Below are 17,135 nucleotides of genomic sequence, written 5' to 3'. Positions count from 1 at the left end.
GTTGCACATAAGTAACAAAATGTTACATAGATCCGTGAAATTGATGTAGAAACAACGATGATATCTGACTAAATAATTGAAACAGCAGCCAACCTCCTATGCACCAAATGGGGTATTGTGATGCGCTATAAAGTTGCAACGAATAACAGCGCGCTCATTTTTTAATAGTCGTGCATTAAATTGGCGCAGATCAGACTTCAGCATGAAAGCTGTTGCACTTTTATAGACAAGGCACCGAACAAATCAGATTTTGGCAGAAGGAGAAAGTTGGAGCAGACACAGCACTTCGGCATGGGTTGTATGCGGAAACAAATCAAAAAGCTGTACTTTTCGAAGTTGATATTCCGTAAGCAAGGCTAAATCGCTACTTAAAGTTTGTGGGTTGCAGCTGGAATAGAGTAACCAGCCAGGTTGAAGCCTGGCAACAGTGGCGCATAATTCCGGCCCCAAGCCCCTTCTTGGCGGGTTGACGACTAACAAATCAGGTCGCTGCTGCTGGGCTTTGGCAAAAGCTGCAGCATCGAGCGCCTGAAATTGAAAATTGTCCAGACCCAGCTCTGCCGCCGACAAGCTAGCACAGGCGATGGCAGACTCAGAGATTTCGATCCCCGTGAGCGTTCTGCCCGGTGCCGCCAGATGTAAGGCAAAACCGCCAACACCGCAGAACAAATCCCAAATCTGTACCAAAGGTAATTCAGCGGTCCAGTCTCTGGCGGTCTGATATAACTTGGCTGCCAATACCGGGTTGGTTTGGAAGAAACTTTGCGGCTGAATATACATCGGTACATCGTTCAGCATTTCCGGCAACATCGATTGACGGGTCAGCAAAATTTCAACATCGCCTTCAAGCACGGCTTTATGCTCAGGCTGCAGATTGACCGAGCAAACAAAAAGTTGTGGCCATTGTTGCAATAAGGACGGTAAATGCTTGCGCATCGCGGCCACACAGTTTTGCGATCGCATCACAAAACGTAGCATCCACTGACCGGTGGCGCTGCTACGGGTCAGCAGCACAAACTTGAGCTCACCTTTTTTCGTGGTCACATCATAGGGCTGCAAGCCAGCCAGCTGAATAAAGGCCGTGATCTGGGCAAAAGCCTGGATAAACTCTGTGGGATAAAGCGGACAAGCGGTTAAATCGATGGATTGCTGCTGATGATTCACAATCCCGAGCACCGGGTTTGCCGCCGTGCCCATCACCACCATTTTGGCTTTATTGCGAAAATGCATTTCAGCACTGGCTTCTGGCGGCAGCACCACGGTATCTTGCAACGATGGAAGCAATCTGAGCAATTGCTGCTGTTTCTCATCAAGCTGCGCGCTGTAGGGAGTAGCGAGTAACTGACAGGAGCGGCATTGATCAGCAGCGAAATATTGACACAGCATCGGATATCCAGATTGGTAAAAACAACACTCAGATTCTAGCAAATAGCCATGTCCAGGCGTAATAGTTCGGCAAAGTTGGCCTTACTTGAATGCCTAATCAGCCACATGCTATCGCCTGAAACAACAAAGCCCCACACTTTCGTGCGGGGCTTTGTTGATGTATGTGGCGGAGAGAGAGGGATTCGAACCCTCGTTAGGGATTAACCTAAACACACTTTCCAGGCGTGCGCCTTCAGCCACTCAGCCATCTCTCCGGAACTTGCTTGCGCAAGCGCGGCTATACTAGGTAAATTCACCGCACCACGCAACAACAAATTGCAATAACGTGGCTTTTCGCTGCTATTTTCAGCAAAGCCGCTATTTTAACAATTAAGCGTTACCTTTGACCGCAACTCTGTTGGTTTTGGCAAAACTGAGCATCCGATCCAGTGGCAATAACGCCCGCTCGCGCAAAGCGCCGTCGACAAAAATCTCGTGGCCGCTGGCATCCGTTAACGCTTCTTCAATCGCCTTCAGACCGTTCATCGCCATCCACGGGCAATGAGCACAGCTGCGGCACGTTGCGCCGTTACCGCCGGTTGGAGCCTCGATAAAGGTCTTATCGGGCATCGCTTGTTGCATCTTGTAGAAAATGCCTTTGTCGGTCGCCACAATAAACATCTCGTTCGGCATGGTCTGGCTGGCTTTAATCAGTTGACTGGTTGAGCCAACCGCATCCGCTAAATCGACAACTGCGGCCGGCGATTCCGGATGCACCAGCACAGCAGCTTGTGGGTACTGCTTTTTAAGCTCGATCAGCGCACTGGCTTTAAACTCGTCGTGGACGATACAGGCGCCCTGCCATAACAACATGTCGGCACCGGTTTGCTTTTGCACATAAGCGCCTAAATGGCGATCCGGGCCCCACAGAATCTTTTTGCCTTCGCTGTCTAAGTGCTCAATCACATCTAACGCAATTGACGACGTCACGACCCAATCGGCACGCGCTTTTACTGCGGCTGAGGTATTAGCATAAACGACGACCACGCGGTCTGGATGCGCGTCACAGAAGGCTGTAAACTCATCAGCCGGACAGCCTAAATCCAGCGAACATGTCGCTTCCAGCGTCGGCATCAGCACAGTTTTTTCAGGAGTCAGGATCTTTGCCGTTTCGCCCATGAATTTCACACCGGCGACAATCAGCGTCTTGGCGGAGTGCTGGTTGCCAAAACGGGCCATTTCCAGCGAGTCAGAGACACAACCGCCGGTTTCTTCAGCCAAGGCCTGAATTTCCGGATCGGTATAATAGTGGGCGACCAACACCGCATCTTGTTGCTTTAATAATTGTTTAATACGGGTTCTATAGGCTTGTTTGTCGTCAGCGCTTAATGGCAACGGCTTTTTCGGGAAGACATATTCAAGTTCATTAAACTGCATTGCTTGATTCATGCTGACCATCCAACAATCTAGGGGTGGCGCATTATACACGGGTTTTCGAAGGAGAAAAACTATCGGAGAAAGTGGTGGGTCATGATGGATTTGAACCATCGACCAACGGATTAAAAGTCCGCTGCTCTACCAGCTGAGCTAATGACCCCAAACGGGATGTCGAGAAAGTGGTGGGTCATGATGGATTTGAACCATCGACCAACGGATTAAAAGTCCGCTGCTCTACCAGCTGAGCTAATGACCCAAACGATAGGACTGAACTGGTGGGTCATGATGAATTCGAATCATCGACCAACGGATTAAAAGTCCGCTGCTCTACCAGCTGAGCTAATGACCCAGTTCAATCTATTGTTTGCGCGAAAGTGGTGGGCCATGATGAATTCGAATCATCGACCAACGGATTAAAAGTCCGCTGCTCTACCAGCTGAGCTAATGGCCCCTGTCGCGGAGGCATATCTTACTTATTTACACGCCCAGTGCAACCAAAATCTGCCAAAAACGCCATTTAGCACTGCTGACTGCTTAAAATGCCAGCAAAAAAAATCAAGTTGTTGCTTAATCGAACAATAATGAACTGTCGTGAGGACAAAGCAATCAGCCCTATAAGTTTCCCCGATATAGAAAATTTCGACAACCTCGAGGCTTGCGCTGCATATCTGAACTAAAAATTTGCTGCAGCCAACTTAAGGACGGCCATAAAATCTAGGCAAAAAAAACCGCCTTTCGGCGGTTTCTTTCGAAAACAACAATCACATTGTTTCCAGCTTTTTCCGGGCTTTTGCTGCAGGTTTTGATTTAGGGAAGCTTTTAATGAGTTGATTGTAAAAACGCTTCGCTGCAACTAAATCGTTTTGTTTCTCAGCGACCATACCGAGCTTTTCTAAAGCATCAGGTACACGAGAAGAATTTGGATACTGTTTGACGACACGTTCAAAGTGAGTTTGCGCCTTTGGAAAATCAGACTTTTGATAATAAAGCTGTCCCAACCAATAGTGCGAATTTGACGTGTATTCTGAATTTGGGTAATTTTCGATAAAACTTTCAAACGCTGGGATAGCTGCGGCGTAGTTATTATCTTTAATCACGAAGTTGATTGCTTGCTCGTACGCTTGGCCTTCGCTCATCGTCGATGTCGCCGAAGCACCAGCTTGTGTAGCAGCCGCTTCCGAAGCTGCAACCTGATCGGCTGCAACTACGGCGGCGGGATTGCCCGCAGGAACAGAAGCTTGAGGTTCAACAGATGCTGGCGCATTTGACTGCACTGCACCACCTGTAGAACTCTGGCCACCTAACCGGCGGTCAATTTCCTGATAGATATCGCGCTGTTGCTGCAATATCTCTTCTAATTTGTGATTGTGCACTTCTGTGGTACCGCGCAATTCGCTGACTTCATCAAGTAAAGTCTGCAATTGCTGCTGCATCTCAAGCTGGGCAGATGCCCTGGCTTCCACGACACGTTCCAATGCAGCGAGCCGTTCTTCGACAGAACCGGCCCGCGCACTGTTTTGTGCACCGAAAGTTTTATTGCTGCTACGGCTTAAATCGGCGACTGGCGCCGGATTCGCTAATACTGCAATGCTGATCAGCGATAATGCTGTAATCAGTGACTTCTTAACGTCCATGCACACTCACAAAATCAGATTAGTATACTAAAACTGCACGACGGTTTTTAGCAAACGCATCTTCAGTGTTACCAGCGTCAACTGGTTTTTCTTCGCCGTAGCTAACTACAGACAGCTGACCAGCAGCAACACCCAGGTTTGCCAGGTAGCTTTGAACTGATTGAGCACGACGCTCGCCCAGTGCAATGTTGTACTCTGGAGTACCGCGAGCGTCAGTGTGACCTTCAACAGTTACAGAGATAGTCGTGCGAGCACGCAGGAAAGCAGCGTGAGCATCCAGAACTGAAGCGAATTCAGAACGGATTGTTGACTTGTCGAAGTCGAAGTAAATAGTGTTTTGCTGACGCAGGGCTTCTAATTGCTGACGCAGTTGTTCTGCATCGCTCATGCCTTGGTCAACAGCTTGTACTGGCTGGTTTGCTACTTCGTTAGAAGCACCGGCGTCAGTGTCATTGTTAGAGCTACATGCAGCTAAAGTCAGCACTGGCACTGCTACTAACAAACCTTTTAAAACTTTATTTAAGTTCATGATTTTTCCTTAGTAAAACGATTAACCAAATTTTTGTATTTTATAAAAACGGCGACCAGGCTGGCGATTTTACCCGACCATTCACTGCTGGTAACCTAGCTTTAAAGCGACCATCCATGGACACCAGTGCCAGTACTTGTGACGAACCGTGCAAAGTACTATAAATTATCATTGAGCCGTTAGGCGCAATGCTTGGTGACTCATCCAAATAAGTGCGAGTCAGCACTTGCATTTGACGGGTAGTCCTATCCATGCGCGCAATATTATACTGACCGTTGGTCCGGTTTACCATAACAATTGCTTGCCCGTTAGGAGTAAATTTACCCGCTAAATTCTGTTCACCATCAAAAGTAACACGAGTTGTTGCTTTTGTGTTGATATCTACAGTATAAAGTTGCGGATTTCCGCCACGTTCAGATGTAAAAAGTACTGTCTGACTATCTGGTGCCCAATTCGGTTCGGTATCAATTGCGCGATGATTCGTCAGTTTATTCAGTGATTTTGACGCAATATCCATCACGTATATTTCAGTATTGCCATCTTTTGACAATGTCATCGCCATTTTCCGACCATCTGGTGACCAGACCGGTGCACTGTTAATACCTTTAAATGAGGTCAGAATACTACGGCGAGCGGTATAAACATCCTGAATATAAATCTGCGATTGTTTACGTTCAAATGTCACGTAAGCCAGTTTGGTACCATCCGGCGACCAGGTTGGCGACATTAAAGGTTCTTTTGAACGCAGCAGAACTTGCTCATTTTCACCATCATAATCGGCAACAACTAACTGATAACGATACTCTTGTTTATCTCTTACTAATACATAAGCTATTTTGGTTGAAAAAGCACCACGTTCGCCAGTTAATTTTTCATAAATAACATCGCTGACCCGATGCGCATATTGCCGGAACAATTTACCAGCGATGGTAATTTCACTGGAATGCAGAATATGATTTGCCCCTGCGACCATACGGCCAGCAGAATTCATCATTGGCTGACCAACACCGCCATTGGCTTTTACTACGTCGACCAGCTCATAATTAATCGTGTAACGATCAAGGCCAACTTCTTTCACTGTCCCCATAACAACTGCTTCAATACCGGTTTTTGCCCAGGCAGCCGCATTAAATTGGCTGCTGTTTTGTGGCTGTTGCGGCATCCGCATCACATTCACCGGATTAAATTTACCGCTACGCATTAAGTCGGCAGCGACAATCTGGCTTATGTTTTGTGTCGGTTGATTCTGGCCGACAAAAGTAAATGGAACAATTGCGATCGGCCGCGCCGAATCCACACCTTCAGTAATCACAATTTCGAGCGAGGCTTTTGCTTGTAACGCAACCACTGCCAAGGCGAAAATTGCTGTTTTTCCGATCCACTTCAATATCATTGTCATCAGGTCTCTGTTTATTTTTTAAATGGTAACGTCAATTGTCTGAATTCGGCATTTAAATCCGGATCTTCAGGCATTGGAAAACGCCCTACCCTGTTGATTGCATTGACCGCGGCATTACACACACCGGCATCGCCACCTACAACATTCATATTAATTACAAACCCATTACTGGCCAGACTCAGCGAAATGACACACTCTTTACCGTTCATTGTGTCATCAGTAAACCAGTTTTGGCGAACTCGTTCAACAATCATGGCAACATGTCGCTGCTTTTCAGTCAGTTGTTGCCCTTGCCGTGCTGCCCGACGAGCTTCGTCCGCTTCTTCAGCCAACTCGTCTTCCATCAACTGTTCTTCGGCCTGGCGCTCAAGTTCTTGCTGTCGCTTTTTATCTTCAGCTTTCTTTTTCTTTAACTCGTCAGCTTTTTTCTTTTTCAGCTCATCGGCTTTTTTCTTTTTTAATTCGTCAGCTTTTTTCTTCTTCGCTAACTCATCTTTCTTTTTCTTTTCCTGTTTGGCTTTGTCGTCAGCCTTTTTCTTCTCTAATTCTTTCTTCTTTTCCGTTTCTTTTTTCTTTTTCAGCGCAACATCGGCTTCGCGCTTCTTTTTCACTTCCGCTTCTTTTTCAGCCTGCAGTTTTTTTACTTCTTCCTGCTTTTTCTGCAAATCTTCTTTTGGTTCTTCCTTTTCAGGCGGTTCTTTCACCGGTTCTTCTTTTTTCGGCTCAGGTTTTTTCTTGGTTGCTTTTTCCGCTTCTTTTAACTCCGGATTTTCAACCACACTGGCCATCAACGGCGCATTGCTCGCAGCATACAGCGGGACAATGATCACTTCGTTGTCATCAAAAAAACTGAAATTGACTAACATCGCTACAATCAGCAGTACATGCGCACCACCAGAGAGTTGCAGCGCTTTTTTAAACGCTGGATCCATTTATTTGGACTCCACGTCTTCTGTCATCAGACCAACCGCCGGCGCTCCGGCTTCTTTTAATAAATTCAGCAATAAGATGATTGAATCATAAGTCACCCGACCATCACCTTTAATAATCACCTGAGTACCAGGCTCGATGGTCAGCGAATCAGTGACTTCAGCCTGCAATTGCTCGGCATTAAACGGGCCTTTGTTGACGCCGTCTTTTTCAAAATAATACAAACCAGCTTCATCGACGGTCGCAACGATCGGCGTTTTGCCGTCTTTGACTTGCTCAATAGGTTCTGCTTTGGATTTAGGTAACTCAACTTTAACGCCCTGAGTAATGATCGGTGTGGTCACCATAAAGATAATCAACAGCACCAACATCACGTCGATATAAGGTACGACGTTAATTTCAGCGACCATCCGGCGTTTTTTGCGCACGTACATTATTGACCGTCTCCACCGCTAACTGCCTGACGATGCAGAATGTTCGAAAACTCTTCGACAAAGTTGGCATAAGCATTTTCGAGTTGTTCAACCCGGTGCGAAAATCTGTTGTAGGCGATAACAGCTGGAATTGCTGCGAATAAACCAATGGCCGTTGCGATCAGCGCTTCGGCAATACCAGGCGCGACCATCGCTAATGTGGCTTGTTGCACCGCACCCAATGCAATAAATGAGGTCATGATGCCCCAAACGGTACCAAACAAGCCGATGTATGGGCTGATAGACCCAACAGTTGCCAGAAAAGGTAAATGCATTTCAAGTCGTTCAACTTCACGCGACAGACACACCCGCATTGCTCTTTGGGTGCCTTCCATCACCGCGCTTGGCTGACGGGCGTTGGTTTTGTGCAGACGGGCGAATTCTTTAAAACCTGCTTTAAATAACGATTCCATGCCGCTGACGTTGGCACGGGCACTGACTTCGTTGTACAGCTTAGATAAATCAACACCAGACCAGAACCGATCTTCAAACTTGCGGGTATCTTCAGTGGCTTCTTTTAACGCTTTGCTGCGCTGGATGATCATGGCCCAGGACACAATGGATGCGGCGCTGAGGATGAGCATCACGCACATCACCGGAATACTGGCGCCAAGAATAAGGTGTAAAATTGAAAGTTGACCAGTCACCTGCACGTACCTCTGAAAAAAAGCTGAAATAAAACTACCTATTTGGGCGCTATGATATTGGAGCAAGCTGACTAACTCAACAGCGCATCATCCGCAATTGCAAAAATAGTTCCAAATGTGCGCGGATCTGATGCCAAACCCAATGAATGGAGACCTACACTCGGTAAAAGTTCACTTTTTACGATGAATCACCGAGATTCAACGACAAAGAGTCAAAAGCCGCACTTGCGCATGTTAATCATGAAAAAAATAATCTCAAATATTCATAATATGTTCATCTTGAGAGGCTAGGAGCCTTTAAAATATTGGCTTACATTAAGATGCCACTTGATATTCACTAAAGATGAATTAATATTCGCATTATTTTTTCTAATGAATTTGGTCAATTTTTCTCGTTTGAAGTAAATAGTCTAATTCCCTAGAATGCGCCCGTGTTCTGAGCTAGCGCAACGGTGTGACCCGAGGGTGTTTCACTGTAGTAAAGATCACAGATTAGTTGGATTTGTCTTCGGATTGAGTCGGGCTAGTCAAACATGTTCCCTGGATTTTTGAAGTTCTACTTCAACTTGTTGCATTCGCCCGCTGCTTAAGCGGGCTTTTTTTTGCCTGTAACAAACTGAAATACAACAAAAAGGCAGCCTGAGCTGCCTGTCATAGCAAAGTTCAAAGCTGATTAATCTTCTTTGGTTGCCGGCAAATCGAAACCAAAATGCTTGTAAGCGTGCGGTGAGGCGATCCGCCCTCTTGGGGTGCGCTGGATAAAACCTTGCTGAATTAAAAAGGGTTCTATCACATCTTCAATAGTATCTTTTTCTTCGCCAATCGCCGCCGCCAGGTTATCAAGTCCGACCGGTCCACCCATAAATTTTTCGATAATGGTCAGCAATAACTTGCGATCCATGTAATCAAAACCCTGCGCATCGACATCGACCATCAACAGCGCCTGATTGGCGACGTCCATCGACACTTCACCATTGGATTTAACCTGGGCAAAATCGCGCACCCGGCGCAACAGCCGATTGGCGATCCGTGGTGTACCCCGCGAACGTCGGGCAATTTCAGTCGCAGCAGGTAATTCAAGCTGTAGATTCAGGAAATGCGCCGAGCGTAGAATGATTTGCGCCAGCTCTTCTACTTTGTAAAATTCCAGCCGCTGTACAATGCCAAACCGATCCCGCAATGGCGACGTTAAGGCGCCGGCTCGGGTGGTCGCACCGACTAAGGTAAATGGTGGTAAATCCAGTTTAATCGAACGCGCGGCCGGACCTTCGCCAATCATAATATCCAGTTGATAGTCTTCCATCGCCGGATAGAGGATCTCTTCAACCACTGGGCTTAGTCGATGAATTTCATCGATAAAGAGTACATCGTTGGGTTCAAGATTGGTTAAAAGCGCCGCTAAATCACCGGCTTTTTCCAGCACTGGCCCGGACGTTTGTTTGATATTGACGCCCATTTCATTGGCAACAATCATCGCCAGGGTGGTTTTACCCAAACCAGGCGGTCCGAAGATCAATAAATGATCCAGCGGCTCACCCCGCCCCCGTGCCGCTTCGATAAAAATCGCCATTTGCTCGCGGACATGGGTCTGCCCGGTGTAATCCGCCAACGATTTTGGCCGGATCGCCCTATCGATCACTTCATCTTCACGGCTGGCGCCGGGGGCAATTAAACGATCCGCTTCAATCATGGGCTACTCTCTGGAGTCGATGCTCTGAAAACTAAACTGAACACTATCAGGCTGGTGTTGCCAAGTTATCTGTAAATTAAATCACTGATTAAATCATTGATTTTAATGATGCTTTAATTAGTTGCTCGCTGGTTAAGCCAGCATGATACACCTTTTTCACCGCCAAAGCGGCTTGCGCCTGGCTATAGCCTAATGAAACTAACGCACTGATAGCATCGGATTCAGGCGTTTCTTTAAGTTGAAAGCTCTGCACTTCGTCATCACCCAAGACTAAGTGGTCAGTCACAGGTGTTGCAATTGACAAGCCCCAGTCTTTTAGACGGTCGCGCATTTCAACTAACAACCGCTCGGCAGTTTTTTTACCGACACCAGGAAGTTTTACCAAGGTGCTGATATCGTCGTGTTGTACACAACGCACAAACTGGCTGGCAGTTAAACCGGATAAAATCGTCAGCGCCATTTTGGGGCCAATGCCGTTGGCTTTAATCAGCTGGCGGAACAAACTGCGTTCGGTCGGATTGGCAAAGCCATAAAGTAATTGTGCATCTTCGCGCACGACAAAATGGGTATAGAGGGTAGTTTCCTGACCAACCGCTGGCAAAGTGTAAAAGCTGGTCAGCGGTAATTGCACTTCATAACCGACGCCACCGACTTCAATCAGCAGATCTGGCGCTTGTTTTTCGGCAATAATGCCACGGAGTCGACCAATCATTATTTTTCTACCTGCATATTCATGCGAATTAGTTGCATTTGGGTGGTGATGTTCCAGCAGTGTCGAAGCAGTTTTACCTTAAACGGCCACGTACCGTTTTACTAGCCTGCCCGGCCATGCTGATCAAACTTTGTTGGGTATGACCATGGCACAAAGCAACGGCCAATGCATCTGCGGCATCGGCCTGCGGGTTGGCCTGTAATTTCAACAAGGTACGCACCATATGCTGCACCTGAGTTTTATCGGCTGCGCCGGTGCCGACCACCGATTGTTTCACCTGACGCGCTGAATACTCGTAAACATCCAGTCCACCGACCTTTGCCGCAACGATGGCTGCGCCACGTGCCTGACCGAGTTTCAGCGCTGAGTCTGGATTGCGCGCCATAAACACCTGCTCAATCGCAAATACCGTGGGTTGCGTTTGTTCGATGATCTGACTCACGCCATCAAAAATTTGCTTCAGCCGATCCGGCATTTCGCCAAGCGTCATCCGGATACAGCCGCTGGCGACATATTCAAACTTCGAACCTTGCTGGCGGATCACACCATAACCGGTCAACCGGCTACCAGGGTCAATACCAAGAATTATGTTCAACCCTTATTCAACCAGCGCCATGACATCGTCGGCGATATCAGCATTGTGATAGACGTTTTGCACATCGTCAAAATCTTCTAACATATCAATGAGTTTAAAGAATTTAACCACAGTATCTGCGCCGATTTCAGCTTTGGTCGCAGGAACTAAACTGACTTCAGCATGTTCGGCCTGTAACCCTGCCCGAGCTAACGCCTCTTGTACATCAACAAAAGCCTCAGGCGTGGTTACCACTTCAAAGGAGCCATCGTCATGTGTGACAACATCATCGGCGCCCGCTTCCAGCGCTTGTTCCATCAGCAGATCTTCGCTGACCCCTGGCGCAAAACTTAATAATCCCTGGCGGGCGAACATATAGGATACCGAGCCATTGGTGCCTAGGTTGCCACCATATTTGGTAAAGGCGCTGCGCACATCGGCCACGGTTCTTTTATGGTTGTCAGTCAGGGTTTCGACAATAATCGCCACGCCATTTGGGCCATAACCTTCGTAGACCAGCTCTTCGAAATTCTCGCCGCCGCTGTCACCAGCACCACGTTTGACCGCCCGCTCAATCACATCACGCGACAAGTTGTTGACCAGCGCTTTGGCTATCGCCGTTCTTAGACGCGGGTTGCCATCCGGATCCGGCCCCTGCTTGGCTGAAACTGTCAATTCACGAATTAACTTAGTGAATATCTTCACTTTTTTGGCATCCTGACGCGCCTTGCGGTGCTTCATATTGGCCCATTTACTATGACCTGCCATGTTGTACTCCATCAAAATTCGAAACACTACGGTATCGGTGAAAATGCCTGAACCCGCAGATAAAAACGGCGACTATGATGTCGCCGCCTGAAAGCTAAAATGGCAGTGCATACTTCAGCACCACCAGCACCACCGCAGCGGCAGTGCTGTGTTAGTTTTAGTGCGCAGCGTCAGCTTTTACCACTACAGCAATGCCTAAATCCGCGAGTTGTTGCGGGTTGGCAAAACCTGGAGCATCAGTCAGCGGGCAAGCGGCAGTCGCCGTTTTTGGAAACGCCATCACGTCACGAATAGACGTGGCACCGGTCATCAACATCACTAAACGATCCAGACCGAACGCCAGACCAGCATGCGGTGGCGCGCCGTAACGTAAGGCTTCTAATAAGAAACCAAATTTTTCAGCCGCTTCTTCATCGCTGATCCCCAGCAACTGGAATACTTTGGCTTGTACTTCTGGCGTATGAATACGCACCGAGCCACCGCCTAATTCAGTGCCATTTAACACCATATCGTAGGCGTTAGAGAGTAACGAGCCCAATTCCAATGCACCGGTTTCCGTGGCTAAAAACGCAGCTGTATCCAGTGGTGAAGTAAACGGATGGTGCACCGCAGAAAAACTGCCATCATCGTTTTCTTCGAACATCGGGAAATCAATGACCCACAGCGGTTTCCAGCCTGGTTGCGTAATACCTAAATCTTCACCGATTTTTAAGCGCAGTGCGCCCATCGCTTCACACACCACTTTGGCGCGATCGGCACCAAAGAAAATCAGGTCGCCATTTTGTGCGCTGGTGCGGCTTAAAATTTCGCTGACGATATCGGCAGTTAAGAACTTAGCGACCGGTGATTGAATGCCTTCCAGGCTTTGCGTCACGTCATTTACTTTGAGCCAGGCCAAGCCTTTGGCACCATAAATGCCAACAAAAGCGGTGTAGGTGTCGATGTCTTTACGCGATACTTTTTCAGCGGCGCCTGGCACTTTCAGCGCCACAACACGACCTTTTGGATCGTTGGCCGGGCCTGAGAATACTTTAAAGTCGACTTCTTTTAATAAATCAGCTACGTCGACAAACTGCATCGGATTGCGTAAATCCGGTTTGTCTGAGCCGTATAAGCGCATCGCTTCTAAATAGGTCATTTGTGGCAAGGTGCCCAAATCAACGTCCAGCATCGATTTAAACATCGACACCACCATTTCTTCGGTGACCTGCATCACCTGAGGAGCGGTCATAAAGCTGGTTTCGATATCGATTTGGGTGAATTCAGGCTGACGATCGGCGCGTAAGTCTTCGTCGCGAAAACATTTGACGATCTGATAATAACGGTCCATGCCGCCCATCATCAGCAACTGCTTAAACAGCTGTGGTGATTGTGGTAATGCGAAAAACTGGCCTTTATGAGTGCGGCTTGGTACTAAATAATCACGCGCGCCTTCAGGGGTTGCTTTGGTCAGGATTGGCGTTTCGATATCTAAAAAGCCGTTGCTGTCCATAAAGTTACGGACAAAGCTGGTGACTTTAGCGCGGAATTTTAAGCGGTCGCTCATCAGCGGACGGCGGATATCTAAATAGCGGTATTTTAAGCGCTGCTCTTCGCTGTTGTTCTGATTAAAATCCAGCGGTAACGCTGGGGCTTTGTTCAGAATGGTTAAAGCTGAAGCGTAAATTTCCACTTCACCGGTGGCCATATCTTTATTAATTTGAGAATCAGGACGGGCCCGCACTTCGCCTTTGATCTGCACGCAAAATTCGTTGCGTAGTTCTGCAGCCGCAGCGAACATGTCGGTTAAATCTGGATCAAAAAACACCTGCACCAGACCTTCACGGTCGCGCAAGTCCACAAAAATCAGACCTCCGAGGTCACGACGACGGTTGATCCAACCGCACAGAGAAACTTGTTGCCCGACGTGTTGTGCGTTCAACAAACCGCAATAATGACTACGCATGCACTGATCCTTTCTACCGGTACTGAAACTTGACACTGAAAATGAGCGCCAATTATATAGAAAAGATGGTTAAAGTCACTGCCCTTCATCATCAAAGCGCAGATGTTGCGCCCTGACTAAAGCGGTAACAGCCTTTGCCCTGTTGTTTTGCCTGATACATCAGACTGTCGGCGGCTTTCATCATTTGCTGGCTATCAGTGCCATTATCCGGATACAAGGCGATGCCAATACTGGCGCCAACCTGCGCCGAACAGGCCGACAACTGCAGTGGCGTGGATAAATGCAGCAGAATTTTCTCGGCCACAATGGCCGCATCATCTTTATCGAGCATGGCTGTGAGCAATATCACAAACTCATCACCACCAAAACGCGCCACGGTGTCACTTTTACGCACACAATGATTCAATACATCGGCCACTTTAATCAGTAACTCATCGCCAACATGATGGCCAAAGCGGTCGTTTACCTCTTTAAAACCATCTAAATCTAAAAACAATAACGCCAGTTTTTCATGATGCCTGGCATGCTGATGCAGCGCCTGCGTCAGCCGTTCTTCCAGTAAATTGCGGTTGGCCAGTTTGGTTAAATCATCATGGGTCGCCATAAACCTCATTTTTTGCTCCATATCGCGGCGTAAACCTATTTCCCGGCGCAACGACATATTCCAGAAAAACACCAGCGCCAGCAAAAACACCCCGATTCCGACAATTTGCAGAATCAAATCAGCCACTTTGCCTTCATCGACACCCTGGCGGATTTCAACTGTAAACCAGCGATCGAGAATTTCCGAGCGATCGGCTTCGGTCAGGGTTTTTAAACCTTTATCGAGGATTTTCAACAGTTCCGGCCAGTCTTTACGCACGGCAAAGAGCGAAGGATAAGTTGGCATATCGGTGGGTAAGTGCATCCGTAGATTGCGGTTTTCGGTTTGGCGCAATGCCCGGCCGGACGATACCACGGTGTCCACCACAAAATCCGCTTCCCCCCGTTGCAGCGCTTTGAGACCTTCATCCAGGCTTTCCACATGTAATAACGCAATAGTTGGAAAATTCAGTTCGAAATACTTCGCAATTTGATACTCTTTCAGCACTGCAATCTTTTTTCCCTGAAGTTGTTTCAGCTGACTGATTTCAGCGGTGCTGTTGTGGCTAATCAGCGTCCACTGTAATGGCCAAAAATTAATGCTAAATGCGGCATATTTACGTCGCTCCGGCAGATCCGACATATTGGCAACGACGTCCAGTTGCCCATCACGAAAGGCTTGTTGCAAATCATCCCAATGCTGAAACGGCACCGCGACAAAATTGGTTCCCAGCCGTTGATTTAACTTATGTAGTACATCCTGCGTGACGCCGCTGAACTGGCCATTCTCATCAATAAATTCCATTGGCGCCCAATCGGCGAGTACCCCTACTTTTAATTGCGGGTGCTGGCTTAGCCAATCTTTTTCGGCGGTGGTTAAAGGAACTTGCTGCCGAAACTTGGCAAAATAGGCAAAGTCACTTTGGTTAATCCAGCGTTTTTCAACGGCCTCCAGTTGATCCTGAGTCAAAGCGGCAAAACCTTGGGCAATTTTATTGGCCAGCATGGTGTTCCCTTCACGCACCAAAGCATATAACGGGCTATTAAACCTTGGATAATCAAGCGCTTTATAGGTGTCACTCTGGGTAAGCAACAAGCGGTGCTGCATCACTAAATCTGAGCCAAAAAATCCGGCAATTTGTCTGCGCTCAACCGCAAACAACATTTCATCCAGCGTATTCACCTGTTGCAATACCAGATTGGGAAAATCGTTGCGCAGTTGCTGATAATAGCCGGCTGAAGTAAAAATCCCCACCGGTAGTTTGACATCGGCCAGGCTGGACACCGGCATATTTTTTGGGTAATAAAAAGACGAGCTGAAGTTATAAACCTGATAGGCCGATTGCAAATCGGTGCCGGACGACGGTTGCAGCGGATAGCCCATATGAATATCGACCCGCCCCTGGCTGAGGCTTTTAATGCCGGAACTACTGATATCCGGCACTATCGCAATTGGGGTCGCGGTTTTTTCCGACCACAAGGTCCACAAATCGACTAACAACCCTTGTGGCTGCCCGCTTGGGGATACGCCCATTAGCGGCTGATTGCCCACCGACAATGACAGCAGCAAAGAATCATCGGTACTGGCGCCGCTCAGCCAACGTCGTTGGAGCTTGTCGGTTAAATCAGCAGGTAATTGCTTTGCCCACTGCGCCAGTTTCGATGCAAGTTGCTCGTCCGATTTGCGCAAACCATAAGTGAGTTCAAGTTTATGCAAGGGTAACTTTTTAAACACCGGATACAGCTGATTCAGCCGTTCGAATTCCGGATAACGGGGGGTGAGCCGGTCCATGGTGACAAAAGCTTTAATCTGACCGGCCAGCGCTGCATCATACATCGCGGTGGTATTTTCGTAGGTTTTCAGCGTCAAACCCGGCTGTTTGCTGTTGATAGCTGCAATATTGCCGGAGTTTTTCACCACTCCGACAATGTGCGGAGCTAGCTGTGCCAGCGTGTTGACGTGCACTAAGTCACGATGTAAAAACACATTACTGTGCACATCCGTCACCAAACTCCCCATCAGGTATTTTTGCTGCCGCTCGGCAGTCACCGCCATGCCACCGATAATGTCGACTTGGCCGGAATCCAATAATTCCATGATATTCGCCCAGTCGACGGCCTGAAACTCAATCTCAATATTTTGCGCTTTGGCTAAAGTCCGCCACCAATCGACCACCAGGCCACCGGGTTGTTCCTGTTTGTCCAAATAGGTATATGGGTAGGTATCGTTGCTAATCGCAATTTTCAGCTTTGTTGGCGGCAACTGCGGATCTGCGGCCAAGGCAACAAAACCAGCGCTGAAGAACATGCAGCCCACTACAAACCAGGTCATCAACACACGCCATAACTTCATTGTGATACTCTTTCTGCAATGGATGAAAGCCAGCTATCAGCGGCGGTCACAATTTGCTACCTTGCAGTCGACACCTTTTCAGGGGGCAACTATCCAA

14 protein-coding genes and 5 tRNA genes are annotated in these 17,135 nt (G+C 47.8%); all 19 read right to left on the bottom strand.

The window, feature by feature from the left end:
* Positions 1–243: 243 nt before the first annotated feature.
* Positions 244–1,386, bottom strand: coding sequence for a 23S rRNA (uracil(747)-C(5))-methyltransferase RlmC (rlmC, locus tag EOE67_RS05885; protein ID WP_127698109.1), 1,143 nt, complete (start codon positions 1,384–1,386; stop codon positions 244–246).
* A gap of 164 nt (positions 1,387–1,550) precedes the next feature.
* A tRNA-Ser gene (locus tag EOE67_RS05875) sits at positions 1,551–1,640 on the bottom strand.
* A gap of 115 nt (positions 1,641–1,755) precedes the next feature.
* A complete protein-coding gene (gene nadA / locus EOE67_RS05870; RefSeq protein ID WP_127698108.1) occupies positions 1,756–2,814 on the bottom strand; it encodes a quinolinate synthase NadA in 1,059 nt (352 codons plus the stop codon).
* 72 nt (positions 2,815–2,886) lie between these two features.
* Positions 2,887–2,962: transfer RNA gene (locus tag EOE67_RS05865), tRNA-Lys, on the bottom strand.
* Positions 2,963–2,982: 20 nt separating this feature from the next.
* A tRNA-Lys gene (locus EOE67_RS05860) sits at positions 2,983–3,058 on the bottom strand.
* Between the two features lie 17 nt (positions 3,059–3,075).
* Positions 3,076–3,151, bottom strand: a tRNA-Lys gene (locus EOE67_RS05855).
* 26 nt (positions 3,152–3,177) lie between these two features.
* Positions 3,178–3,253 (bottom strand) — tRNA-Lys (locus tag EOE67_RS05850).
* Positions 3,254–3,563: 310 nt separating this feature from the next.
* On the bottom strand, positions 3,564–4,436 hold the full coding sequence (gene ybgF, locus EOE67_RS05845) for a tol-pal system protein YbgF (protein ID WP_127698107.1): 873 nt from the start codon (positions 4,434–4,436) through the stop codon (positions 3,564–3,566).
* 19 nt (positions 4,437–4,455) lie between these two features.
* On the bottom strand, positions 4,456–4,965 hold the full coding sequence (gene pal / locus EOE67_RS05840; protein ID WP_127698106.1) for a peptidoglycan-associated lipoprotein Pal: 510 nt from the start codon (positions 4,963–4,965) through the stop codon (positions 4,456–4,458).
* A 40-nt stretch (positions 4,966–5,005) separates the two neighbouring features.
* Positions 5,006–6,364 (bottom strand): Tol-Pal system beta propeller repeat protein TolB, encoded by a 1,359-nt coding sequence (tolB, locus tag EOE67_RS05835; RefSeq protein WP_240652725.1) that lies wholly within the window; start codon positions 6,362–6,364, stop codon positions 5,006–5,008.
* Positions 6,365–6,375: 11 nt separating this feature from the next.
* A complete protein-coding gene (gene tolA, locus EOE67_RS05830) occupies positions 6,376–7,296 on the bottom strand; it encodes a cell envelope integrity protein TolA (protein ID WP_127698105.1) in 921 nt (306 codons plus the stop codon).
* Entirely contained in the window at positions 7,297–7,728 is a 432-nt protein-coding gene (gene tolR / locus EOE67_RS05825; RefSeq protein ID WP_127698104.1) for a protein TolR, read from the bottom strand.
* Positions 7,728–8,414: a protein TolQ gene (tolQ, locus tag EOE67_RS05820; protein ID WP_164852229.1), complete on the bottom strand. Its 687-nt coding sequence runs from the start codon at positions 8,412–8,414 to the stop codon at positions 7,728–7,730. Before tolQ ends, tolR begins: the two co-directional genes overlap by 1 nt.
* A 673-nt stretch (positions 8,415–9,087) precedes the next feature.
* Positions 9,088–10,104 (bottom strand): Holliday junction branch migration DNA helicase RuvB, encoded by a 1,017-nt coding sequence (ruvB, locus tag EOE67_RS05815; RefSeq protein ID WP_127698102.1) that lies wholly within the window; start codon positions 10,102–10,104, stop codon positions 9,088–9,090.
* An 88-nt stretch (positions 10,105–10,192) separates the two neighbouring features.
* Positions 10,193–10,816, bottom strand: coding sequence for a Holliday junction branch migration protein RuvA (gene ruvA / locus EOE67_RS05810; protein WP_127698101.1), 624 nt, complete (start codon positions 10,814–10,816; stop codon positions 10,193–10,195).
* Between the two features lie 73 nt (positions 10,817–10,889).
* Complete coding sequence (ruvC, locus tag EOE67_RS05805; protein ID WP_127698100.1) at positions 10,890–11,411, bottom strand: crossover junction endodeoxyribonuclease RuvC; 522 nt, start codon at positions 11,409–11,411, stop codon at positions 10,890–10,892.
* Between the two features lie 3 nt (positions 11,412–11,414).
* Positions 11,415–12,158 (bottom strand): YebC/PmpR family DNA-binding transcriptional regulator, encoded by a 744-nt coding sequence (locus EOE67_RS05800; RefSeq protein ID WP_127698099.1) that lies wholly within the window; start codon positions 12,156–12,158, stop codon positions 11,415–11,417.
* A 157-nt stretch (positions 12,159–12,315) separates the two neighbouring features.
* Positions 12,316–14,103 (bottom strand): aspartate--tRNA ligase, encoded by a 1,788-nt coding sequence (aspS, locus tag EOE67_RS05795; RefSeq protein ID WP_127698098.1) that lies wholly within the window; start codon positions 14,101–14,103, stop codon positions 12,316–12,318.
* Positions 14,104–14,194: 91 nt separating this feature from the next.
* The gene (locus EOE67_RS05790) at positions 14,195–17,038 is read right to left on the bottom strand and encodes a transporter substrate-binding domain-containing protein (RefSeq protein ID WP_127698097.1); all 2,844 of its coding nucleotides are present in this window, start codon (positions 17,036–17,038) and stop codon (positions 14,195–14,197) included.
* Positions 17,039–17,135: the final 97 nt, after the last annotated feature.

It is taken from the genome of Rheinheimera riviphila, assembly GCF_004005945.1.
Lineage (GTDB): Bacteria > Pseudomonadota > Gammaproteobacteria > Enterobacterales > Alteromonadaceae > Pararheinheimera > Pararheinheimera riviphila.
The sequence above is the reverse complement of the archived record's forward strand: the minus strand, read 5'-3'. Positions and strand labels throughout refer to the sequence as shown.

Bases quoted from the DNA above. Each gene is read 5' to 3' on its own strand.
- rlmC (WP_127698109.1), bottom strand. From the start codon at position 1,386: ATGCTGTGTCAATATTTCGCTGCTGATCAATGCCGCTCCTGTCAGTTA.
- nadA (WP_127698108.1), bottom strand. From the start codon at position 2,814: ATGAATCAAGCAATGCAGTTTAATGAACTTGAATATGTCTTCCCGAAA.
- ybgF (WP_127698107.1), bottom strand. From the start codon at position 4,436: ATGGACGTTAAGAAGTCACTGATTACAGCATTATCGCTGATCAGCATT.
- pal (WP_127698106.1), bottom strand. From the start codon at position 4,965: ATGAACTTAAATAAAGTTTTAAAAGGTTTGTTAGTAGCAGTGCCAGTG.
- tolB (WP_240652725.1), bottom strand. From the start codon at position 6,364: ATGACAATGATATTGAAGTGGATCGGAAAAACAGCAATTTTCGCCTTG.
- tolA (WP_127698105.1), bottom strand. From the start codon at position 7,296: ATGGATCCAGCGTTTAAAAAAGCGCTGCAACTCTCTGGTGGTGCGCAT.
- tolR (WP_127698104.1), bottom strand. From the start codon at position 7,728: ATGTACGTGCGCAAAAAACGCCGGATGGTCGCTGAAATTAACGTCGTA.
- ruvB (WP_127698102.1), bottom strand. From the start codon at position 10,104: ATGATTGAAGCGGATCGTTTAATTGCCCCCGGCGCCAGCCGTGAAGAT.
- ruvA (WP_127698101.1), bottom strand. From the start codon at position 10,816: ATGATTGGTCGACTCCGTGGCATTATTGCCGAAAAACAAGCGCCAGAT.
- EOE67_RS05800 (WP_127698099.1), bottom strand. From the start codon at position 12,158: ATGGCAGGTCATAGTAAATGGGCCAATATGAAGCACCGCAAGGCGCGT.
- aspS (WP_127698098.1), bottom strand. From the start codon at position 14,103: ATGCGTAGTCATTATTGCGGTTTGTTGAACGCACAACACGTCGGGCAA.
- EOE67_RS05790 (WP_127698097.1), bottom strand. From the start codon at position 17,038: ATGAAGTTATGGCGTGTGTTGATGACCTGGTTTGTAGTGGGCTGCATG.